The 14,628-nt window shown below is 70.5% G+C and carries 25 protein-coding genes; 22 read left to right on the forward strand and 3 right to left on the reverse strand.

Annotated features, from left to right (window positions below):
* The first annotated feature begins 121 nt into the window (after positions 1-121).
* The 4 genes from ACFQE5_RS01740 to ACFQE5_RS01755 are packed head-to-tail and all read left to right on the forward strand — an operon-like array spanning position 122 to position 1,948.
* Positions 122-424: a hypothetical protein gene (locus ACFQE5_RS01740; RefSeq protein ID WP_379581982.1), complete on the forward strand. Its 303-nt coding sequence runs from the start codon at positions 122-124 to the stop codon at positions 422-424.
* Positions 421-654: a hypothetical protein gene (locus ACFQE5_RS01745; protein ID WP_379581983.1), complete on the forward strand. Its 234-nt coding sequence runs from the start codon at positions 421-423 to the stop codon at positions 652-654. The genes ACFQE5_RS01740 and ACFQE5_RS01745 overlap by 4 nt, the downstream gene beginning before the upstream one ends.
* Entirely contained in the window at positions 651-1,604 is a 954-nt protein-coding gene (locus ACFQE5_RS01750) for a hypothetical protein (protein WP_379581985.1), read from the forward strand. Before ACFQE5_RS01745 ends, ACFQE5_RS01750 begins: the two co-directional genes overlap by 4 nt.
* Positions 1,601-1,948 (forward strand): helix-turn-helix domain-containing protein, encoded by a 348-nt coding sequence (locus ACFQE5_RS01755; protein WP_379581987.1) that lies wholly within the window; start codon positions 1,601-1,603, stop codon positions 1,946-1,948. Before ACFQE5_RS01750 ends, ACFQE5_RS01755 begins: the two co-directional genes overlap by 4 nt.
* A gap of 66 nt (positions 1,949-2,014) precedes the next feature.
* Here the strand turns inward: ACFQE5_RS01755 and ACFQE5_RS01760 are convergent, their stop codons facing one another.
* The gene (locus ACFQE5_RS01760) at positions 2,015-2,392 is read right to left on the reverse strand and encodes a type II toxin-antitoxin system HicB family antitoxin (RefSeq protein WP_379581989.1); all 378 of its coding nucleotides are present in this window, start codon (positions 2,390-2,392) and stop codon (positions 2,015-2,017) included.
* Complete coding sequence (locus ACFQE5_RS01765) at positions 2,389-2,607, reverse strand: type II toxin-antitoxin system HicA family toxin (RefSeq protein ID WP_379581991.1); 219 nt, start codon at positions 2,605-2,607, stop codon at positions 2,389-2,391. Before ACFQE5_RS01765 ends, ACFQE5_RS01760 begins: the two co-directional genes overlap by 4 nt.
* A 99-nt stretch (positions 2,608-2,706) precedes the next feature.
* Between ACFQE5_RS01765 and ACFQE5_RS01770 the strand changes: the two genes are divergently transcribed.
* Together ACFQE5_RS01770 and ACFQE5_RS01775 are read left to right on the forward strand one after the other, a co-directional pair.
* Positions 2,707-3,000, forward strand: a complete 294-nt coding sequence (locus ACFQE5_RS01770) for a hypothetical protein (RefSeq protein WP_379581992.1) — start codon at positions 2,707-2,709, stop codon at positions 2,998-3,000.
* A 5-nt stretch (positions 3,001-3,005) separates the two neighbouring features.
* Positions 3,006-3,233 (forward strand): hypothetical protein, encoded by a 228-nt coding sequence (locus ACFQE5_RS01775; RefSeq protein WP_379581993.1) that lies wholly within the window; start codon positions 3,006-3,008, stop codon positions 3,231-3,233.
* Positions 3,234-3,254: 21 nt separating this feature from the next.
* On the opposite strand, the gene ACFQE5_RS01780 is transcribed toward ACFQE5_RS01775, so the two are convergent.
* On the reverse strand, positions 3,255-3,665 hold the full coding sequence (locus ACFQE5_RS01780) for a hypothetical protein (RefSeq protein ID WP_379581995.1): 411 nt from the start codon (positions 3,663-3,665) through the stop codon (positions 3,255-3,257).
* A gap of 288 nt (positions 3,666-3,953) precedes the next feature.
* Between ACFQE5_RS01780 and ACFQE5_RS01785 the strand changes: the two genes are divergently transcribed.
* The 16 genes from ACFQE5_RS01785 to ACFQE5_RS01860 all read left to right on the forward strand — a co-directional run bounded on the left by ACFQE5_RS01785 (position 3,954) and on the right by ACFQE5_RS01860 (position 14,575).
* Entirely contained in the window at positions 3,954-4,286 is a 333-nt protein-coding gene (locus tag ACFQE5_RS01785) for an HNH endonuclease signature motif containing protein (RefSeq protein ID WP_379581998.1), read from the forward strand.
* Between the two features lie 162 nt (positions 4,287-4,448).
* Entirely contained in the window at positions 4,449-4,919 is a 471-nt protein-coding gene (locus tag ACFQE5_RS01790) for a P27 family phage terminase small subunit (RefSeq protein ID WP_379582000.1), read from the forward strand.
* Positions 4,879-6,591 carry a terminase large subunit gene (locus tag ACFQE5_RS01795; RefSeq protein ID WP_379582002.1) on the forward strand — a complete coding sequence of 571 codons (1,713 nt, stop codon included), beginning with the start codon at positions 4,879-4,881 and terminating at the stop codon, positions 6,589-6,591. Before ACFQE5_RS01790 ends, ACFQE5_RS01795 begins: the two co-directional genes overlap by 41 nt.
* Before the next feature lie 25 nt (positions 6,592-6,616).
* Positions 6,617-6,901 (forward strand): hypothetical protein, encoded by a 285-nt coding sequence (locus ACFQE5_RS01800; RefSeq protein ID WP_379582004.1) that lies wholly within the window; start codon positions 6,617-6,619, stop codon positions 6,899-6,901.
* Positions 6,901-8,826: a phage portal protein gene (locus ACFQE5_RS01805; protein ID WP_379582006.1), complete on the forward strand. Its 1,926-nt coding sequence runs from the start codon at positions 6,901-6,903 to the stop codon at positions 8,824-8,826. Before ACFQE5_RS01800 ends, ACFQE5_RS01805 begins: the two co-directional genes overlap by 1 nt.
* On the forward strand, positions 8,823-9,665 hold the full coding sequence (locus ACFQE5_RS01810; protein ID WP_379582008.1) for an HK97 family phage prohead protease: 843 nt from the start codon (positions 8,823-8,825) through the stop codon (positions 9,663-9,665). Before ACFQE5_RS01805 ends, ACFQE5_RS01810 begins: the two co-directional genes overlap by 4 nt.
* A 10-nt stretch (positions 9,666-9,675) precedes the next feature.
* Positions 9,676-11,034, forward strand: coding sequence for a phage major capsid protein (locus tag ACFQE5_RS01815; protein WP_379582010.1), 1,359 nt, complete (start codon positions 9,676-9,678; stop codon positions 11,032-11,034).
* Positions 11,034-11,336 carry a hypothetical protein gene (locus ACFQE5_RS01820; RefSeq protein ID WP_379582012.1) on the forward strand — a complete coding sequence of 101 codons (303 nt, stop codon included), beginning with the start codon at positions 11,034-11,036 and terminating at the stop codon, positions 11,334-11,336. The genes ACFQE5_RS01815 and ACFQE5_RS01820 overlap by 1 nt, the downstream gene beginning before the upstream one ends.
* A 6-nt stretch (positions 11,337-11,342) precedes the next feature.
* The gene (locus ACFQE5_RS01825) at positions 11,343-11,873 is read left to right on the forward strand and encodes a hypothetical protein (protein WP_379582014.1); all 531 of its coding nucleotides are present in this window, start codon (positions 11,343-11,345) and stop codon (positions 11,871-11,873) included.
* Positions 11,873-12,217: a hypothetical protein gene (locus ACFQE5_RS01830; RefSeq protein WP_379582016.1), complete on the forward strand. Its 345-nt coding sequence runs from the start codon at positions 11,873-11,875 to the stop codon at positions 12,215-12,217. The genes ACFQE5_RS01825 and ACFQE5_RS01830 overlap by 1 nt, the downstream gene beginning before the upstream one ends.
* Positions 12,217-12,501 (forward strand): hypothetical protein, encoded by a 285-nt coding sequence (locus ACFQE5_RS01835; protein WP_379582018.1) that lies wholly within the window; start codon positions 12,217-12,219, stop codon positions 12,499-12,501. Before ACFQE5_RS01830 ends, ACFQE5_RS01835 begins: the two co-directional genes overlap by 1 nt.
* A gap of 3 nt (positions 12,502-12,504) precedes the next feature.
* Positions 12,505-12,696 (forward strand): hypothetical protein, encoded by a 192-nt coding sequence (locus ACFQE5_RS01840; protein WP_379582020.1) that lies wholly within the window; start codon positions 12,505-12,507, stop codon positions 12,694-12,696.
* Positions 12,696-13,094, forward strand: a complete 399-nt coding sequence (locus tag ACFQE5_RS01845) for a hypothetical protein (protein WP_379582023.1) — start codon at positions 12,696-12,698, stop codon at positions 13,092-13,094. Before ACFQE5_RS01840 ends, ACFQE5_RS01845 begins: the two co-directional genes overlap by 1 nt.
* 76 nt (positions 13,095-13,170) lie before the next feature.
* Positions 13,171-13,740: a phage tail tube protein gene (locus ACFQE5_RS01850; RefSeq protein WP_379582026.1), complete on the forward strand. Its 570-nt coding sequence runs from the start codon at positions 13,171-13,173 to the stop codon at positions 13,738-13,740.
* 104 nt (positions 13,741-13,844) lie between these two features.
* Positions 13,845-14,210, forward strand: a complete 366-nt coding sequence (locus ACFQE5_RS01855; RefSeq protein ID WP_379582028.1) for a hypothetical protein — start codon at positions 13,845-13,847, stop codon at positions 14,208-14,210.
* Positions 14,211-14,242: 32 nt separating this feature from the next.
* Positions 14,243-14,575: a hypothetical protein gene (locus tag ACFQE5_RS01860; RefSeq protein ID WP_379582031.1), complete on the forward strand. Its 333-nt coding sequence runs from the start codon at positions 14,243-14,245 to the stop codon at positions 14,573-14,575.
* The last annotated feature ends 53 nt before the right edge of the window (positions 14,576-14,628 follow it).

Genomic DNA, 14,628 nt, shown 5'->3' on the forward strand with positions numbered 1-14,628 from the left:
AGGCTAGCGGTGTGGCTTTCCACATGTGGAAAGATACCTCAATCTTTCCACATGTGGAAAGCCCATGCCGGCGCGGCCCGCCACCAGCGGAAAGACCCGCCCGCTGGCTACGATCTGTCGTGTGGTCAACACAGCAGCCGTCGCCACCACCCAACATCGATGCGCTCCACCCCGTCACGCCACCGGCCGCCGCGTCTGGTGCTGCAAGACCTGCGGCAGCGGCTGGGTCTGGACAACCCGCCACCTCGCCGACGGCCCGCTGACCGGCTGGACCCGCAGCCGCGCCTGGGACTCAAGCCTCGTGCGTGACGCCTACCAGTGGGAGCAGATCGCCGCCGCCCTGCCCTGGTGGCGGTGGGTCACGCGCTGGCAGCTGCGCCGTCACGCCGCCGAGAACCGCACCATCGCCAAGGTGATCCTGTGACGCCGACCGACCGACTCAGCCCCGAGCAGCAGGAACGCGCCGCCGCGCTCGACACCGCCCACCGAATCGCCGTCGGCAACGAGAACATCACCGCCGCAGACCTCATCGACATGGCCTGCTACATCGTGACCGGCCGCCGCCCACCACAACCCGACTACAGCTTCGCCACGCCGCTGCCCATCAGCCTCGTCGAGCACAGCATCGACCCAGAAGCGGGAGAGAAGCCGTGACCGATCACCGCTGCCGCCGCGGCGCCCGCTGCGTCGACCGCCAGAAAACGATCATGCACACCACCGGCTGGGAGAACTGCGGCTGCACCTGTCACGGCCGCGGCCCGCACCACCCCTGCGACGAAGACGGCGGCTGCGGCTACCACCACACCCCGCCCGCGGACACCGTCACCTGGGTCGGTGCCCTGATCGCCACCGAGTACGGGCTGTGCCCCGGCTGCGTCCGGGCCATCGGCTACGACATCGCCCACCTCAAGGGCGACGTCGCCGATCTCACCATGCGCATCGCCCGCGACGGCGCCGTCAGCGGCGACAAGGTCGCGGCCACCCGCGAACCCCCGACGCCGCTGCGGCTCGGCCTCGACGCGCTCCGCGCCGAGATCGACCACGAAACCCAGGCCTGGGCCGAACCGGTCGCCGAGGCCCTCGGCATCGACTGGCCCAGCGGCCAGCAGCTGCGCGCGATGCGGCTCGGGCCCCGCGTGCAGCGCTGCGTCGACCTGCTCACCAAGACCGTCGATACCCTCGTCGCGCTGCCGGCCCAGGAGCACCCGGCCTGGACCAAGGACGGACAGCCGGCATGGGCGATCCAGCACGAATCCGACCCGGGTCCGGGTGCCTGGCAGATCCTCGAACGCGCCGACCGGTGGCCGCACGAGCCGATCCGGGCCACGACCGTGCGCGACGGCGTCGACGGCGCCTTGTGCCTGTCGCAGTTGCACCACCGCGTGTATCAGCGGCTGGGCCGCACCCGGCTCGTGCACCGGCTCCCGGCCCGCTGCCCCTGGTGTTGGCAGCGGACCCTCGTCCGGGACAACGGCGCCGCCCACGTCCACTGCGAGAGCGACCAGTGCCGCGGTCGGACGATCGACGAACGGCACTACGACTGGCTCGTCCAGGCCACGCTCGCCGTCGAGCAGGCCGCGGCTAGGGAGGCGACGGCGGCATGACGTCGTGGCCGTTCCCCGGGGACCTGCCCGTCGACCGCGCCCGCCAGGTCGCCCGCACCTTCCGCGACGCCCTACACCAGGTCGACCCCGACGCCGCCGCGGCGATCGAGCAGGCCGCCGTCGCGGTGGGGGAGACGTGGCTGCGGCCGGCCGTCGCGCTCGCCGCCGACGAGGACTTCGTGTCCGTCGCGGACGCCGCGGACATCGTCGGCTGCTCGGTGCGCCTCGTCTACAAGTGGGTGGCCGACGGTGTCCTGCCCTCCTATCCGGAGGGCGGGAAGATCCGGGTTCGGGTGGGCGAGGCGCGCCGCGTGGACGCCGAGCGGCGTGCACGTGCATACTGATGCCAGTGGGCGGGGTGTGCCCGAAGCCCGGAACCTCCTGAGTATGAGGGTCCGGGCTTCGGTGTCTCAGCTCTTCACGAGCTGCTGGGCGCGCTGATAGGTGATCCCGGTCAGCTTGCCGATGTCCCGCAGTGGGAACCCGCGACGGTGCAACAGGTCAACGGCCGCCCGGGTGCGCTCGCTGGCTCGTTCGCTCAACTCATGCGCTTCGGCGCGCAGCCGCCGGGCCTCGGCCGCGGCCTCACCCGCTTCTCCGGGAAGGCTGGGATAGACAACGAGCGAGTCGGGGTTGACGGGTTCCCCGGTTTGAATCTCGATGACCTCGGCGGCGTCTGCGGGCACCTGATCGAGCCGGCGGCTCTGAGTGATGGCGCCGGGGACGTCGGGGACGGTGACGACCCACCAGCCGGTGTCGTCCCATTCGGCTTCGACGCGGTAGCTCACTGTGTCTCCTCGATCCATCGGTCTCCGAACTCCGGGGCCAGGGCTTCCTGGATCTTGCGGAGTGTGCCGGGGGCCTGGTCTTTCGCGCTCGCTTTGAGCGTGGTGCTGTGACCACCGGGGGCTGTCCACTTCTCGTGGGAGCCCTTGCCTCCGCCTTCCACGCAGCCTTTTGCGCGGAGGAGCTTGCGGAGGTCCTTGGTGGGCATCGGCTTCATGATGCTAAGTCTAGCCGCTAGACACATTCAAGTCAAGTGGCTAGACAAACCTGTGCTCTGGGGAAAGCGACCCGCCGTCAAGGGCTACGGGAGGCGATCGTGATCGGACCCGTCCTCGGCGCGGCCACCCCCACCACGCTCACCACCCCGGCGCCCGTCTACACCAGCGACACCCCGCCGCTGCACCGGCCACCGAAGCTCGAACCCCACCAGCTCCTACGGATCCGCGCCGCCGCCCACCACGCCAAAAAGATCTACCCCGGCCCCGTCGGCGAACTCATCGCCCACGAGCTCCTCGCCTGGGCCGAATTCGGGTACCTCCTCGACCGCGCCGGGCTCACCAACCGGCTCGCCGACCACGTCCTGGCCCAGCCACTCTCGGATGCGAGATGAGGCCGATGAGCATGTTCGCTGCCGACCCCGCCGAACAAGTCCTCACCCGCCTCGCCGGGCTCGAAGCCAGCTACCACTGCCCCAACCTCGAGACCGTCGAACGGCACATCCTCGCCAACCGCGACCGCATCGCGCGCTCCGCCGGCCACGCGCCCCGCACCGCCGCGCGGCTGCGCCACGACATCGACCTCCTGCTCGAGCGGTGGCTGTACCTGCACGAAACCAGCTCCTGACGCTGCTAACCAGGCAGCCGGTCAGACGGCAGCCGACCCACCCAACCTCGCCGACCAGGTGTTGAACTCCGCGGCGAACTGCCGAGCCCGCGCCTCCTGCTTCACCCGCAACGGCTTCACGATCGCCGACTCACCGTCCGCTCCCGTGATCGTCAAATAGACGTGCCCCTCCTTCTTCCGGACCAACGCGAACGCCGCCAGCGGCAAGAACACCAGACCCGCCGCCGCGCCAGCCGCCACCCGTGTCCCAGTAAACCGCTTGTCGATGTCCTCGCCGCGCGTCACCGCGGCCTCCGCGCCAGCGATCGGGATCGTCACCGATCGGCGATCCGAGATCGTGTGCTCCACGCGATCGACCTTCAGCTCAAGCGCACCAGCCGCCGTAGAGAAAACCAGCGGCAACTTCGACGAATCCGACCGCTTGAACGCCACACGACCCCCTCGAGAAGCAAGCACCTGGTCCGGTCCTATCGGATCACCCCCCGGGGCACAACCGCCCCCCGGCTAATCACCCCCGCCCCGGCCGCAGAAGCCACCCCCCTCCCCAAACCCCCGGCCCCCGTCACCCGAGGTGGGGCCCGGTGACGCACCCCCCGGGCAGGACGCCACCCGGGCCCCGGACCGGCACCCCCGTGACCCTGCCTGCCCAGGCCCACCGACACGCCGAGCTGCTCCCACGCCGACCGCCGACCCAACCGGCCGCGCACGAACGGAGACGCGATGCCCCGCCGTCCGCCGCGCGCCTGCCCACGCTGCGGCGCCGCCCACAACGGCCGCTGCGAAACCTGCACGCCACAACCATGGCAGCGCAAGCCCAGCTCGTGGTCGACCGGATCCACACGACGATGGCGCCGACTCCGCGCCGCGCACCTCGCCACCGAGCCGCTCTGCCGCGTCTGCGGAGCACTCGGCACCGACGTGGACCACATCGAGCCGCTCTCGATCGACCCGACGCGACGCTACGACCCGACGAACCTGCAGACGCTCTGCGCGACCCACCACGACGAGAAGACCCGACGCGAATCAGCCGCAGCCCGCGCACGAGCCCGCTGACCACCACATCAACCACGATCAACACGTGATCACCCAGCGTGACGAGCCCGAGGGGGAGGGGCGTCAAAATCGCTGACACCCACCCGCCAGGACACCGCGCCGGTGGTGAAGCTCGCGCTTCTGACAGTTATCGATCTTTGTGGGGCGGGGGAGGTGGTCACTGTGGGTGAGCGGGGCCCGTTGAAGCTGCCGAAGCACCTGCGCGCCGTCGGCGGCGACGAGAAGGCCGGCACCCTCGCCGAGCAGGTGAAGCCGGTCGCTCCGGAGCGCCCGTTCGGGTTCCCGCAGGACGACGCCGAGCTGTCGTCGCTGTGGGAGGAGCTCGTGCCGGTCCTCGACGACGCCGGGGTGCTCGCCCGCTGCGATGGCCCGACGATCGAGCTGGCGCTGCGGCACTTCCTCGCGGCCCGACGCGCGTCGGACGCGATGTTCCGCGCCGAGGTGATCGTGGAGGATCCGGCGCACGGCGGGGTGAAGAAGAACCCGGCCGGCGCGGAGTTCCGCTCACAGTCGGCGCTGTTCCTGGAGTACGCGAAGCAGATGGGGATGTCGTTCGTCGCGCGTGCCCGGGTTCCGGCGAAGGAGCAGGACGGTGGCGGCGAGGAGAACCCGTTCGCCGCGGCCAGCGGCTGATCTCTCCCCAGAGGTCAAGTGGTATCTCAAGCAGCGCGGCTACGCGCTGCCGCGGTGGTGCCGGCCGGCGGTGCGCACCCCGGAGCCGCGCGATGTGCGTGGCGCTGTGTTCGACCCGGCACGTGTGGACCACGTGATCGCGGCGCTGCGGGTGCTGCGGCACACCCAGGGCAAGTGGGCGGGGCGTCCGCTCGAACCGGACGCCTGGCAGGTCGCGTACGTGATCGCGCCGGTGTTCGGGTGGTTGGCCCCGGACGAGCACGGCCGCATGGTGCGGATCATCCGTAACGCCTACATCGACGTTCCCCGCAAGGGCGGGAAGACGACGTTGTCCGCCGGGTTGGGCCTGGTCCTGGCGTTCGCGGACGGTGAGCCAGGTGCCCAGGTTCTTGCCGTCGCCGGGTCGAGGGACCAGGCGGGGAACGCGTACCGGCCGGCGAAGCTGATCTGCGAGAAGTCACCGCAGCTGCGCAAGGCCGGTGTTCAGCCGCTGCAGGCGCAGATCAGCAGGCCGTCCGATGGGTCGTTCTTCAAGGCTGTCGCGTCGGTGGGCGATCTGATCCACGGCGCGAACATCCACGGCGCGGTGGTCGACGAGCTGCACGTCCACAAGACCCCGGATGTGCTCGACGCGGTCGAGTCGGGCACCGGGGCGCGCGATCAGCCGCTGGTCATCATCATCACGACTGCCGATGACGGCCGACCGAACTCGGTGTACGCGGGGAAGCGCGACTACATCGAGCGGCTCGCCCGCGGGACGGTGAAGAACCCGGCGCAGTACGGGGTGGTGTTCGCCGCGGACGAGGCCGACGACCCGTTCGCCGAGGCGACGTGGCGGCGCGCGAACCCCGGCTACGGCGTGTCGCCGACGAGGGCGTTCCTGGAGGACGAGGCCCGCAAGGCGAAGGACTCCCCGGTCAACCTGGCCCGATACCAGCGGCTGCACCTGGGGATCCGCACCAAGCAGACCACCCGCTACCTCGATCTGGGTGAATGGGACCGCAACGCCGGCATGGTGCGCCCTGATCTTCTCGGTGGCCGGGTCGTGTACGGCGGGCTGGACCTGGGCTCGACGAGCGACCTGACGTCGCTGTGCTGGCTGTTTCCCGCCGACGAGGGGTACGACGCGGTGTGGCGGTTCTGGGCGCCCGAGGAGTCGCTGCCCGAGCTCGACAAGCGCACCGCGAACAACGCCTCGGCGTGGCGGAAGGCCGGATGGCTGCGGCTCACCTCCGGCAACGTCACCGACTACGAGGTCGTGAAGGCGCAGATCATCGCGGACCTGGACGCGTTCGCGGTGCAGGAGCTGGCGTTCGACCCGTGGAACGCGACCGATCTGACGAACCGGCTGACCGAGCACGGCGCCCCGATGGTCGAGGTCCGGCAGGGGTACGCGTCGCTGTCGCCGCCGCTGAAGGAGATCAAACGGCTGCTGAAGGCGGGCACCGCGAAGGCGCCGCTGCTGCGGCACGGCGGCAACCCGGTGATGCGGTGGATGGTCGACAACCTGGCCGTCGCGATGGACCCGGCCGGGAACGTGAAACCGGACAAGGCCCGCTCCGCCGACAAGATCGACGGGGTGTCCGCGCTGACCACGGCGATGGCCCGCGCGATGCACCACAAGCCGGCGAGACGCTCGGCGTACGAAACCGACGACCTCGAGGTCGTGTGACCAGGACCGCAGCGAGGGAGGGCGCGTGACCCAGACCGTGATCCTCCTGATCGAGGTGGCCTTGGTGGTCGCGGTCCTAGCGGCCGCGGTCGTCCACCGGGTGCGGGAGACGCGTACCGCGGTGCGGCGACGTGTCCTGGTCAACCTCATCGGCGGGCAGGCCATCGACGGTGTGCTGTGGGCCCGCCGCGGCCGGATGCTCATCCTGCGCGACGCGAAGCTGCTCGAGCAGGGTGTCGAACCGGTCCCGATGGACGGCGAGGTCATCATCGACCGCCAGCAGATCGACTTCGTGCAGGCGCGGTACTGATGGCGTTCGTGGTGTCCGCCGGGCAGCTCGCCACGGTGGACAAGCCGCCCCTGCCCGCACCGTACGCGCTGGCGTTGTCGGACACGGTGGTGCAGGACTACGCCACGATCTGGCGAACCCAGCCACAGGTGCGGACCGTGGTGTCGTTCCTGGCCCGCAACATCGCCCAGCTCGGGCTGCACGTGTTCCGGCGCATATCCGACGTCGACCGGGAACGGCTCACCGACCACCCACTGGCGCGGATGCTTGCCACCCCGAACCCGACCACCACCCGGTATCGGATGTTCGACGCGCTCGTGCAGGACCTTGGGATCTACGACCGGGCGTTCTGGCTGAAGGTCAAGACCACCGGCGCGTCACCGGCCGCGGTGGTCCGGCTGGACCCGCGGAAGGTGACACTGCTCGGGGACAACCCGTTCCAGGCCGACGGATACCGGTACCGCGGTGCGAAGGGCCGGCGCGACTTCCCGGCCGACCAAATCGTGCACTTCCACGGCTACTCGCCGGAAGACCACCGGGACGGCTACAGCCCGGTGGAGACGCTGCGGCGGATCCTCGCCGAGGAATACCAGGCCGCGGTGTGGCGGGAGCAGCTCTGGCGCAACGGCGCCCGCGTGTCCGGCTACCTGAAACGCCCGGTCGAGGCGCCGCAGTGGTCGAAGGACGCGCGCGCCCGGTTCCGCCGCCAGTGGCAGGCCCAGTACACCGGGGACGGCCCGCAGGTCGGTGGCACACCGATCCTCGAGGACGGGATGGAGTTCACCCCGGCGGCGGTGACCCCGGAGCAGGCCCAGTACCTCGAGGCGCGGAAGCTGACCCGCGAAGAGGTCGCGGCGGCCTACCACATCCCGCTGCCGATGGTGCAGATCCTCGACCACGCCACGTTCTCCAACATTCGGGAGCAGCACAAGCAGCTGTATCAGGACTGCCTGGGCCCCTGGCTGCAGATGATCGCCGAGGAGCTGCAGCTGCAGCTGGTCCCGGAGTTCGCTGACACCGGCCGCGTGTACGTCGAGTTCAACATGCACGAGAAGCTGCGCGGTTCCTTCGAGGAGCAGGCCACCCAGCTGCAGATGGCCATCGGCGGACCGTTCATGACCCGCAACGAGGGCCGGGCGCGGCTGAATCTGCCGCAGATCGACGGCGGCGACGACCTGATCGTGCCGCTGAACGTGCTCACCGGCGGGCAGGCCAGCCCGCAGGACTCCGCGCCGCCACCGAAACGGCAGCGCGTGCGGCGGGTGAAGGCGCGCGCCCCGAAGACCTACCTGTCGCGGGCGGAAAAGCGGCTGACCCGGTTCTTCGAACGGCAGGGCCGCGCCGTGGCCGGCCGGTTGGGTGCGGAGAAGGCGCGCCGCAAGGCCGACCCCCCGCAGATCGACGATGTGTTCGACGACGAGCGGTGGAACACCGAGCTCGCCGCCGAGATGTACCTGCTGAACCTCGAGGTGGCCACCGCGACCGCGCACTCCACCCTCCAGGCCCTCGGCCTAGACCCCGACGACTACGACGAGGAGCGCACCCTGGCGTTCCTGTCGGCGAACGCCGAGCGGGTCGCCGGCGGGGTGAACGGCGCCACCCGCAACGCGGTCGAGGACGCGCTCGGCGACGACGACCCGCTGGCCGCGATCAAGCACCTGTTCGAGGTGTACGCGACCGCCCGCGCCGCGCAGGTCGCGCTGTCACAGGTCACGTCGATGTCCGGGTTCGGCACGACGGAGGCCGCGCGGCAGCGCAGCCCGCACGCGACGAAGACGTGGCGGGTTCGGTCGTCGAACCCGCGACCGAGCCACGCGCGGATGGACGGCGAAACCGTCCTACTTGATCAACGTTTCTCGAATCGGGCCATGTGGCCCGGCGACAGCGACCTGGACGACGACGAGCGAGCCGGGTGCACCTGCGACATCGAGGTGGAGGTCCCGTGAACCGCAAGACGTGCCCGGTGACGATCAAGGCTGCCGGCGAGCAGGACGGCACCGAGGACGGAGTGTTCGAGGCGCTCGTCGCGACCTGGGACGTGGACTCGGTCGGGGATCGCATCGTCAAGGGCGCATTCGCCGACACCCTCGCCGAGTGGAAGGCCTCCGGTAACCCGATCCCGGTGCTGTGGTCGCACATGTCGCACGACCCCGACTACCACATCGGGGTCGTCGAGGACGCCGAGGAACGCGACGACGGGCTGTGGGTGAAGGGCCGCCTCGACATCGAGGATCCGCGCTCGAAGTCGGCGCAGGTGTACCGGCTGCTCAAGGGCCGCCGGGTCACCCAGTTCTCCTTCGCCTACGACGTGCTGGACGGCGCCCCGGGCAAGGACGCCGACGGCAGCGGCCGCGACGTGTTCGAGCTGCGGAAGCTCAAGCTGTACGAGGTCGGGCCGACCCTGATCGGCGCGAACCAGCGCACCGAGCTGCTAGAGGTGAAACAGCAGCCGGTCACCGTGAACGTCCACCCCACCCGGCCCGCGACTGACGCCGCCGAGGCTGAGGTGAAGGTCGGCCGGACCCTGTCCGCGGCCAACGAGAAGCGAGTCCGGCAGATCGCCCAGCTCGCCCAGGAACTGCTGGACGCGCTCGACTCGGGCGCGGACGGCGACGGAAAGACCAGCGCCACGACGGACGCCAAGGCCACGCCAGCCCCGCCCGCCGCACCCGAGGAGCCCCGCGGGGCCAACGGTGCCGAGCCGGCCCGGCACGGAACCGCCTCGCTTCGTCTGCGCACCGACCTGGCCCTGTTCGCGGCCGAGGTCGATTCGCTCACGAACTGAGGAGACATCCTTGTCCACCAAGATCGAGCGCCTCACCGAGGAGCTGAAGGCGCACCTCAAGGCCGCGCAGGCGATCGCCGCGGCGGCCGAGAAGGACGGCGACCGCGACCTGACCGACGCCGAACGCGGCCAGGTGCAGGAGCACTTCGCGAAGGCGAAGGCCGCGAAGGACGCCCTGTCCGCGGCGAAGGCCGACGAGCAGACCAAGGCCGCGATCCGCGAGCTCGGCGACGGCATCGGGCTCGACGAGTCCGGCTCGGCGACCGAGCGGGGGGAGAAGGCGGCCCGCTCCGGGCTGATCGTCCCCGACCAGCGCAAGTCCATCGGTGAGTACTTCACCGAGTCCAGGCAGTACGCCGACCTGCTCGCGACGGCCCCGAACGGGCAGTTCGCGAAGGACATGCGGGTGCAGTCGTACCCGGTCGGGTTCAAGTCGCTGGTCACCGGCGCCTCCGACACCTCGGCCGGGGCACTCGTCGAGTCCGACCGGCGCGGTCTCCTGGTCGGCCCGGAGCTGTTCTACCGGCCGCTCACGCTGCGCAGCCTCGTCACACTCGGCACGACTACGTCGGACCAGATCGAGTACGCCCGCGTCACCGGGTTCACCAACAACGCCGCCCCGGTCGCGGAGGCGACCACGTCGGCGGGTCCGACGGCGAACACCACCACCGGTGCGCTGGAGAACCCGGCCGGCGGCGGCTACAAGCCGGAGTCCGGGTTCTCGACGGTGCGGGTCACCACCCCGGTGCGCACGATCGCGCACTGGATGCCGGCGACGAAGCGGGCCCTGTCGGACGCCGCGCAGGTCCGCACGCTGATCGACAACTTCCTTGAGGTCGGGCTCGAGGAGGAGCTCGAGGACCAGATGATCTCCGGGGACAACACCGGGGAGAACTTCGAGGGCCTCGCCACCGTGTCGGGCACCCAGACCCAGACCCTCGTGGCCGACCCCGCCGGCAAGCCGGCCGGGTTCGGGAAGCTGCTGACGCTGCGCCGGGCGAAGACCAAGGTCCGCACCGTCGGCCGCGCCATCCCGAACGCGTACGTGATCAACCCGGGCGACCTGGAGTCGCTCGACGAGATCAGCGACAACGATGGCCGGTTCTACTTCGGGGGCCCGTCCGGGTCGAACGGCACCGCCCCGCTGTGGGGGCTGCCGGTCATCGAGTCGGAGGCCGTCCCGGCCGGCACGGCGTGGGTGGGGGACTGGCGCAAGGCGATCCTGTGGGACCGCGAGCAGGCGTCGGTCACGATCACCGACAGCCACGCCGACTTCTTCGTCCGCAACCTGGTCGCGATCCTCGCCGAGATGCGGGCGGCGTTCGGCGTGATCCAGCCGTCGGCGTTCGTCAAGGTCGCGCTGGCCTGATGGCTCTGATCACCAGCCGTGGTGGTGGCTGCCCGGTCTGCGGGGCTCCGCACGCTGCGTGCGGGCCGGCCACCACCACGGTCGGGGTCGACGAACGGATCGAGGAGATGGTCATGTCCGAGCTGCGCGAGTACCACGTCACCGTCAACGGCCACGACACGGTGATGAACCTCAACGAGCAGGACGCGGCACGGCTCGGTGGCACGCCCGTCGATGCCGCCAGCGCGTCCGCCGGCCCCGAGGAGAAGGCCCGCGCCGCAGCCAACAAGTCCCGCCCCGCCGCCACCAAGTCATCCGGCTGAATCGCGGTGGACGCTCTGGCGGACGTGTACCAGCTCCGGGACCTCACGGGCATGCCATGGGCCAACGAGACCGCCGCCGCCCAGAGCCTCGCGTCGGCGTCGGGGATGGTGCGGGCGTACTGCGAGTGGCCGATCGCCCCGACCTACACCGAGACGGTCACGCTTGACAGCGACGGCGGCCAGATCCTACATCTGCCCTGCCTGCACGTGACGGCCGTGACCGCGGTGACGGTCCTCGGTGTCACGCTCGCGACCAGCGACTACAGGTGGTCACGCGCCGGGATGCTGTTCCGGGCGGTCGGGTGGCCGGACGGGCTGGCCACCGTCGAGGTCACCTTCACCGGCGGCTACGACGCATCTCCCGCCGAGGTGGTGGCGGTGGTGTGTTCGCTCGCCGGTCGCGGCGCCGCCCCGGCCGGGGTGGCGTCGATGACCGTCGGCCCCGAAACGGTCACCTACGCCCGATCCCGGGACGGGGTGGGGTTGGCCACCAGCGAGCAGGCGGTGCTCGACCGGTACCGCATCGGGCAGGCGTGATGTTCTTCCACGACACCGTCACGGTGGTCCGGCCCGCGAGGACCGTCGACCGGTACCGCAACGAGGTGCTCGACTGGGGCCCCGCGGCCACCCGGGTCCAGGTCGCCCGGGTCGCGGTGCTGCCGGCGGTCCAGGCCGAGGCCGAGACCGCGGTCCGGGACACCGTAACCACCGGATGGCGGCTGTACTCGCAGCCCGGAACCGATCTCGACATTCGCGCCTCCGACCGGATCGAGTGGGCGGGCTACACGCTGAGCGTGGTCGGGGAACCGGCCCGCTGGCCCGACCCGATCACCGGCCGTGTCCATCACGTCGACTGTGCGCTGCAGGAGGTGACTGGCTGATGGCCACCCGATTCACCGTCCACTTTGAGGGCGTCGGCGAGGTGATGCGCGCCCCCGGCGTGCGGGCCGAGCTGCGCGCCGCCGCCGGGCGGGTCGCCGGGCGCGCCCGATCGATCGCCGCCGCCGAAGGGGTGGCCGCCTCGATTACCACCTCGGACGGGACCCGGCCGCGTGGCCGGCCCTATTCGCGGGTGGCCTCGGACCGGCCGGACGCCGAGTTCGGCTCGTCGAAGTCCGCGCGGCTCCGCGTGTTGGGCCGCGCCGTCGAATCCAGCGGGAGCTGACATATGGCAGGCAAGGTGAAGGTCGTCATCGCGTTCGACGCCGATAACAACCGCATCGGCAAGACCGTCGAGGTCGACCCCGACGAGGCCCGGATTCTGGTGGCCGAGGGACGTGCCCGCTACCTCGACGAGCGGCCGCGGCCTGTCCCGTCACCGACGCCCAACCCGGGCGCCGGGCCGATGCCGGGCAGCTGATGACCGTCCCTGTCCGGGGCATGCCGGACGTCGAGGCGATGCTCGTCGAGTGGCTGTACGGCCAGCTCGGCGGCGTCGACGTGCGCACCGACCTGTACGTCGGGTTTGAGGATCGCTTGCCGCTGGTGCAGGTGGTGCGCATCGGCGGCGGGATGAGCCACAACGCGATCCTCATCGAACCGCGTCTCGACATCGATGTGTATGCCGCCACCCGGGTCGCCGCCTCTGATCTGGCGCACCAGATCGAGGCGCTGATGCCAGCGATGCGGAACATCGCCGTCGCCGGTGGCCTCGTCACCAAGGTGATCGAGGAGATCGGTCCGTCGTATCGGCCGGACGTCAACCCGCACACCTACCGGTTCGGGATGACCTACCAGCTGGTCATCCGCCCCGCCTGACACCCGCCACGACCGTCCCGAGCCTGCCGGAACCCGTCCGGCGGGCCGATTCCGCATGCAACAAGGGGAGTCACTGATGGCCCTCAACGCCACCCTCGCCCGTCTCGGGGTCACCGGGATGATCATGGTTGCGCCCACCGGAACCACCGTGCCCACCGACCTGGCCGCGTGGGGCGTCGGCTGGGCTGACCTGGGCTACATCTCCGACGACGGGCTCACCGAGTCCCCGGACGAGGACAAGGCCGAGTTCACGCCGTGGCAGTCGAACACCCCGATCCGGGTGGAAACCACCCGATCGACCAAGACGTTCCAGTTCACCTGCTGGGAGACCAACGTCAACACGGTGTCGCTGTACTACCAGGTTCCGGCGTCGGCGATGACGACGACCGGGACGGCACCCGACCAGATCGTGTCGTTCAACGAGCAGGGCAAGCCGGCGCGGGATCTGCGCGCGTTCGGGTTCGACATCATCGACGGCAATTACCAGCGGCGCATCATCCTGCCGCTCGCCGAGGTCACCGAGCGCGGCGAGGTCGTCTACAAGTCCGACGAGCTGATCGGCTACCAGATGACCGTCACCGCCTACCCCGGCACCGACGGGATCAGCATCAAGCGGCTGTTCAAGGAGGGCTGGCTGCCCGCGTAGCCCGTCCGATCTCGGCTGGGGTCGGCGCGGCGTCTCTTGTGGTGGGTGCGTCGCGCCGTCCCCTCTCAACCCGCCACCATCCCGCCACGGAAGAGAGCACAGCTGTGTCCGACGCCGACATCGACTACGACGCCATCCTCGCCCAGCAGCAGGAAGCCACCGGCAACAGCGAGCTCGGGAAGACCACGTTCAAGTTCGCCGATCAGGTGTGGTCGATCCCGCACCCGCTGCTCGCCGACGACGAGTGGAAGGCCGGGCTGCAGGACCTACGCGACGACGGCGCCGGCGACGTCGAGGTCGCCGAGTACCACATGGGCGCCGAGCAGTGGGAGCGGTTCAAGGCCGCGGGTGGCCGGTCGGGGATCGTGTTCGACGTGTTCCGCCGCGCCGCTCAGCAGATGGTCGCGCTCGACGGTGAGGGACGCCCTACACGGCGCTCGACGTCCTCGGCGCGGCGCCGGAAGCGGTAGAGGCCGACTGCGAGGCCACCTACGGCTGGGACGTGGTCGCCGCGTTCTGGCGCGGCGAGATCACGCTGCGGAAGCTGCGGGTCCTCGTGGCTCATCTCCCCGCCGGTGGTGCCGCGTATCGGGCGATGAACGGGCACGGCTGGACCGAGACCGAGGCGCTTCTCGCGGACGTGTGCGACGCCGTCGCGCACGTCGGTGCCGCGGTGTATCGGGCGGCTCCGTCGACGCGGCGGCGCCGGATCCCGGACCCGAAGCCGCACTGGCGGCCCGGTGACGAACCGCAACAGCTGGGGGACACCTCACAGCACGACCCGGTGGACGTCATCCGCTACCTCGACGCGCTGAAACCGCCGAAGGGAGCGTGATCGTCCCTTGGCCAGCGGCACCACCGTCGCCACTGGATGGGTGGACATCCTCC

Source organism: Pseudonocardia hispaniensis (assembly GCF_042658695.1).
GTDB lineage: Bacteria > Actinomycetota > Actinomycetes > Mycobacteriales > Pseudonocardiaceae > Pseudonocardia > Pseudonocardia hispaniensis.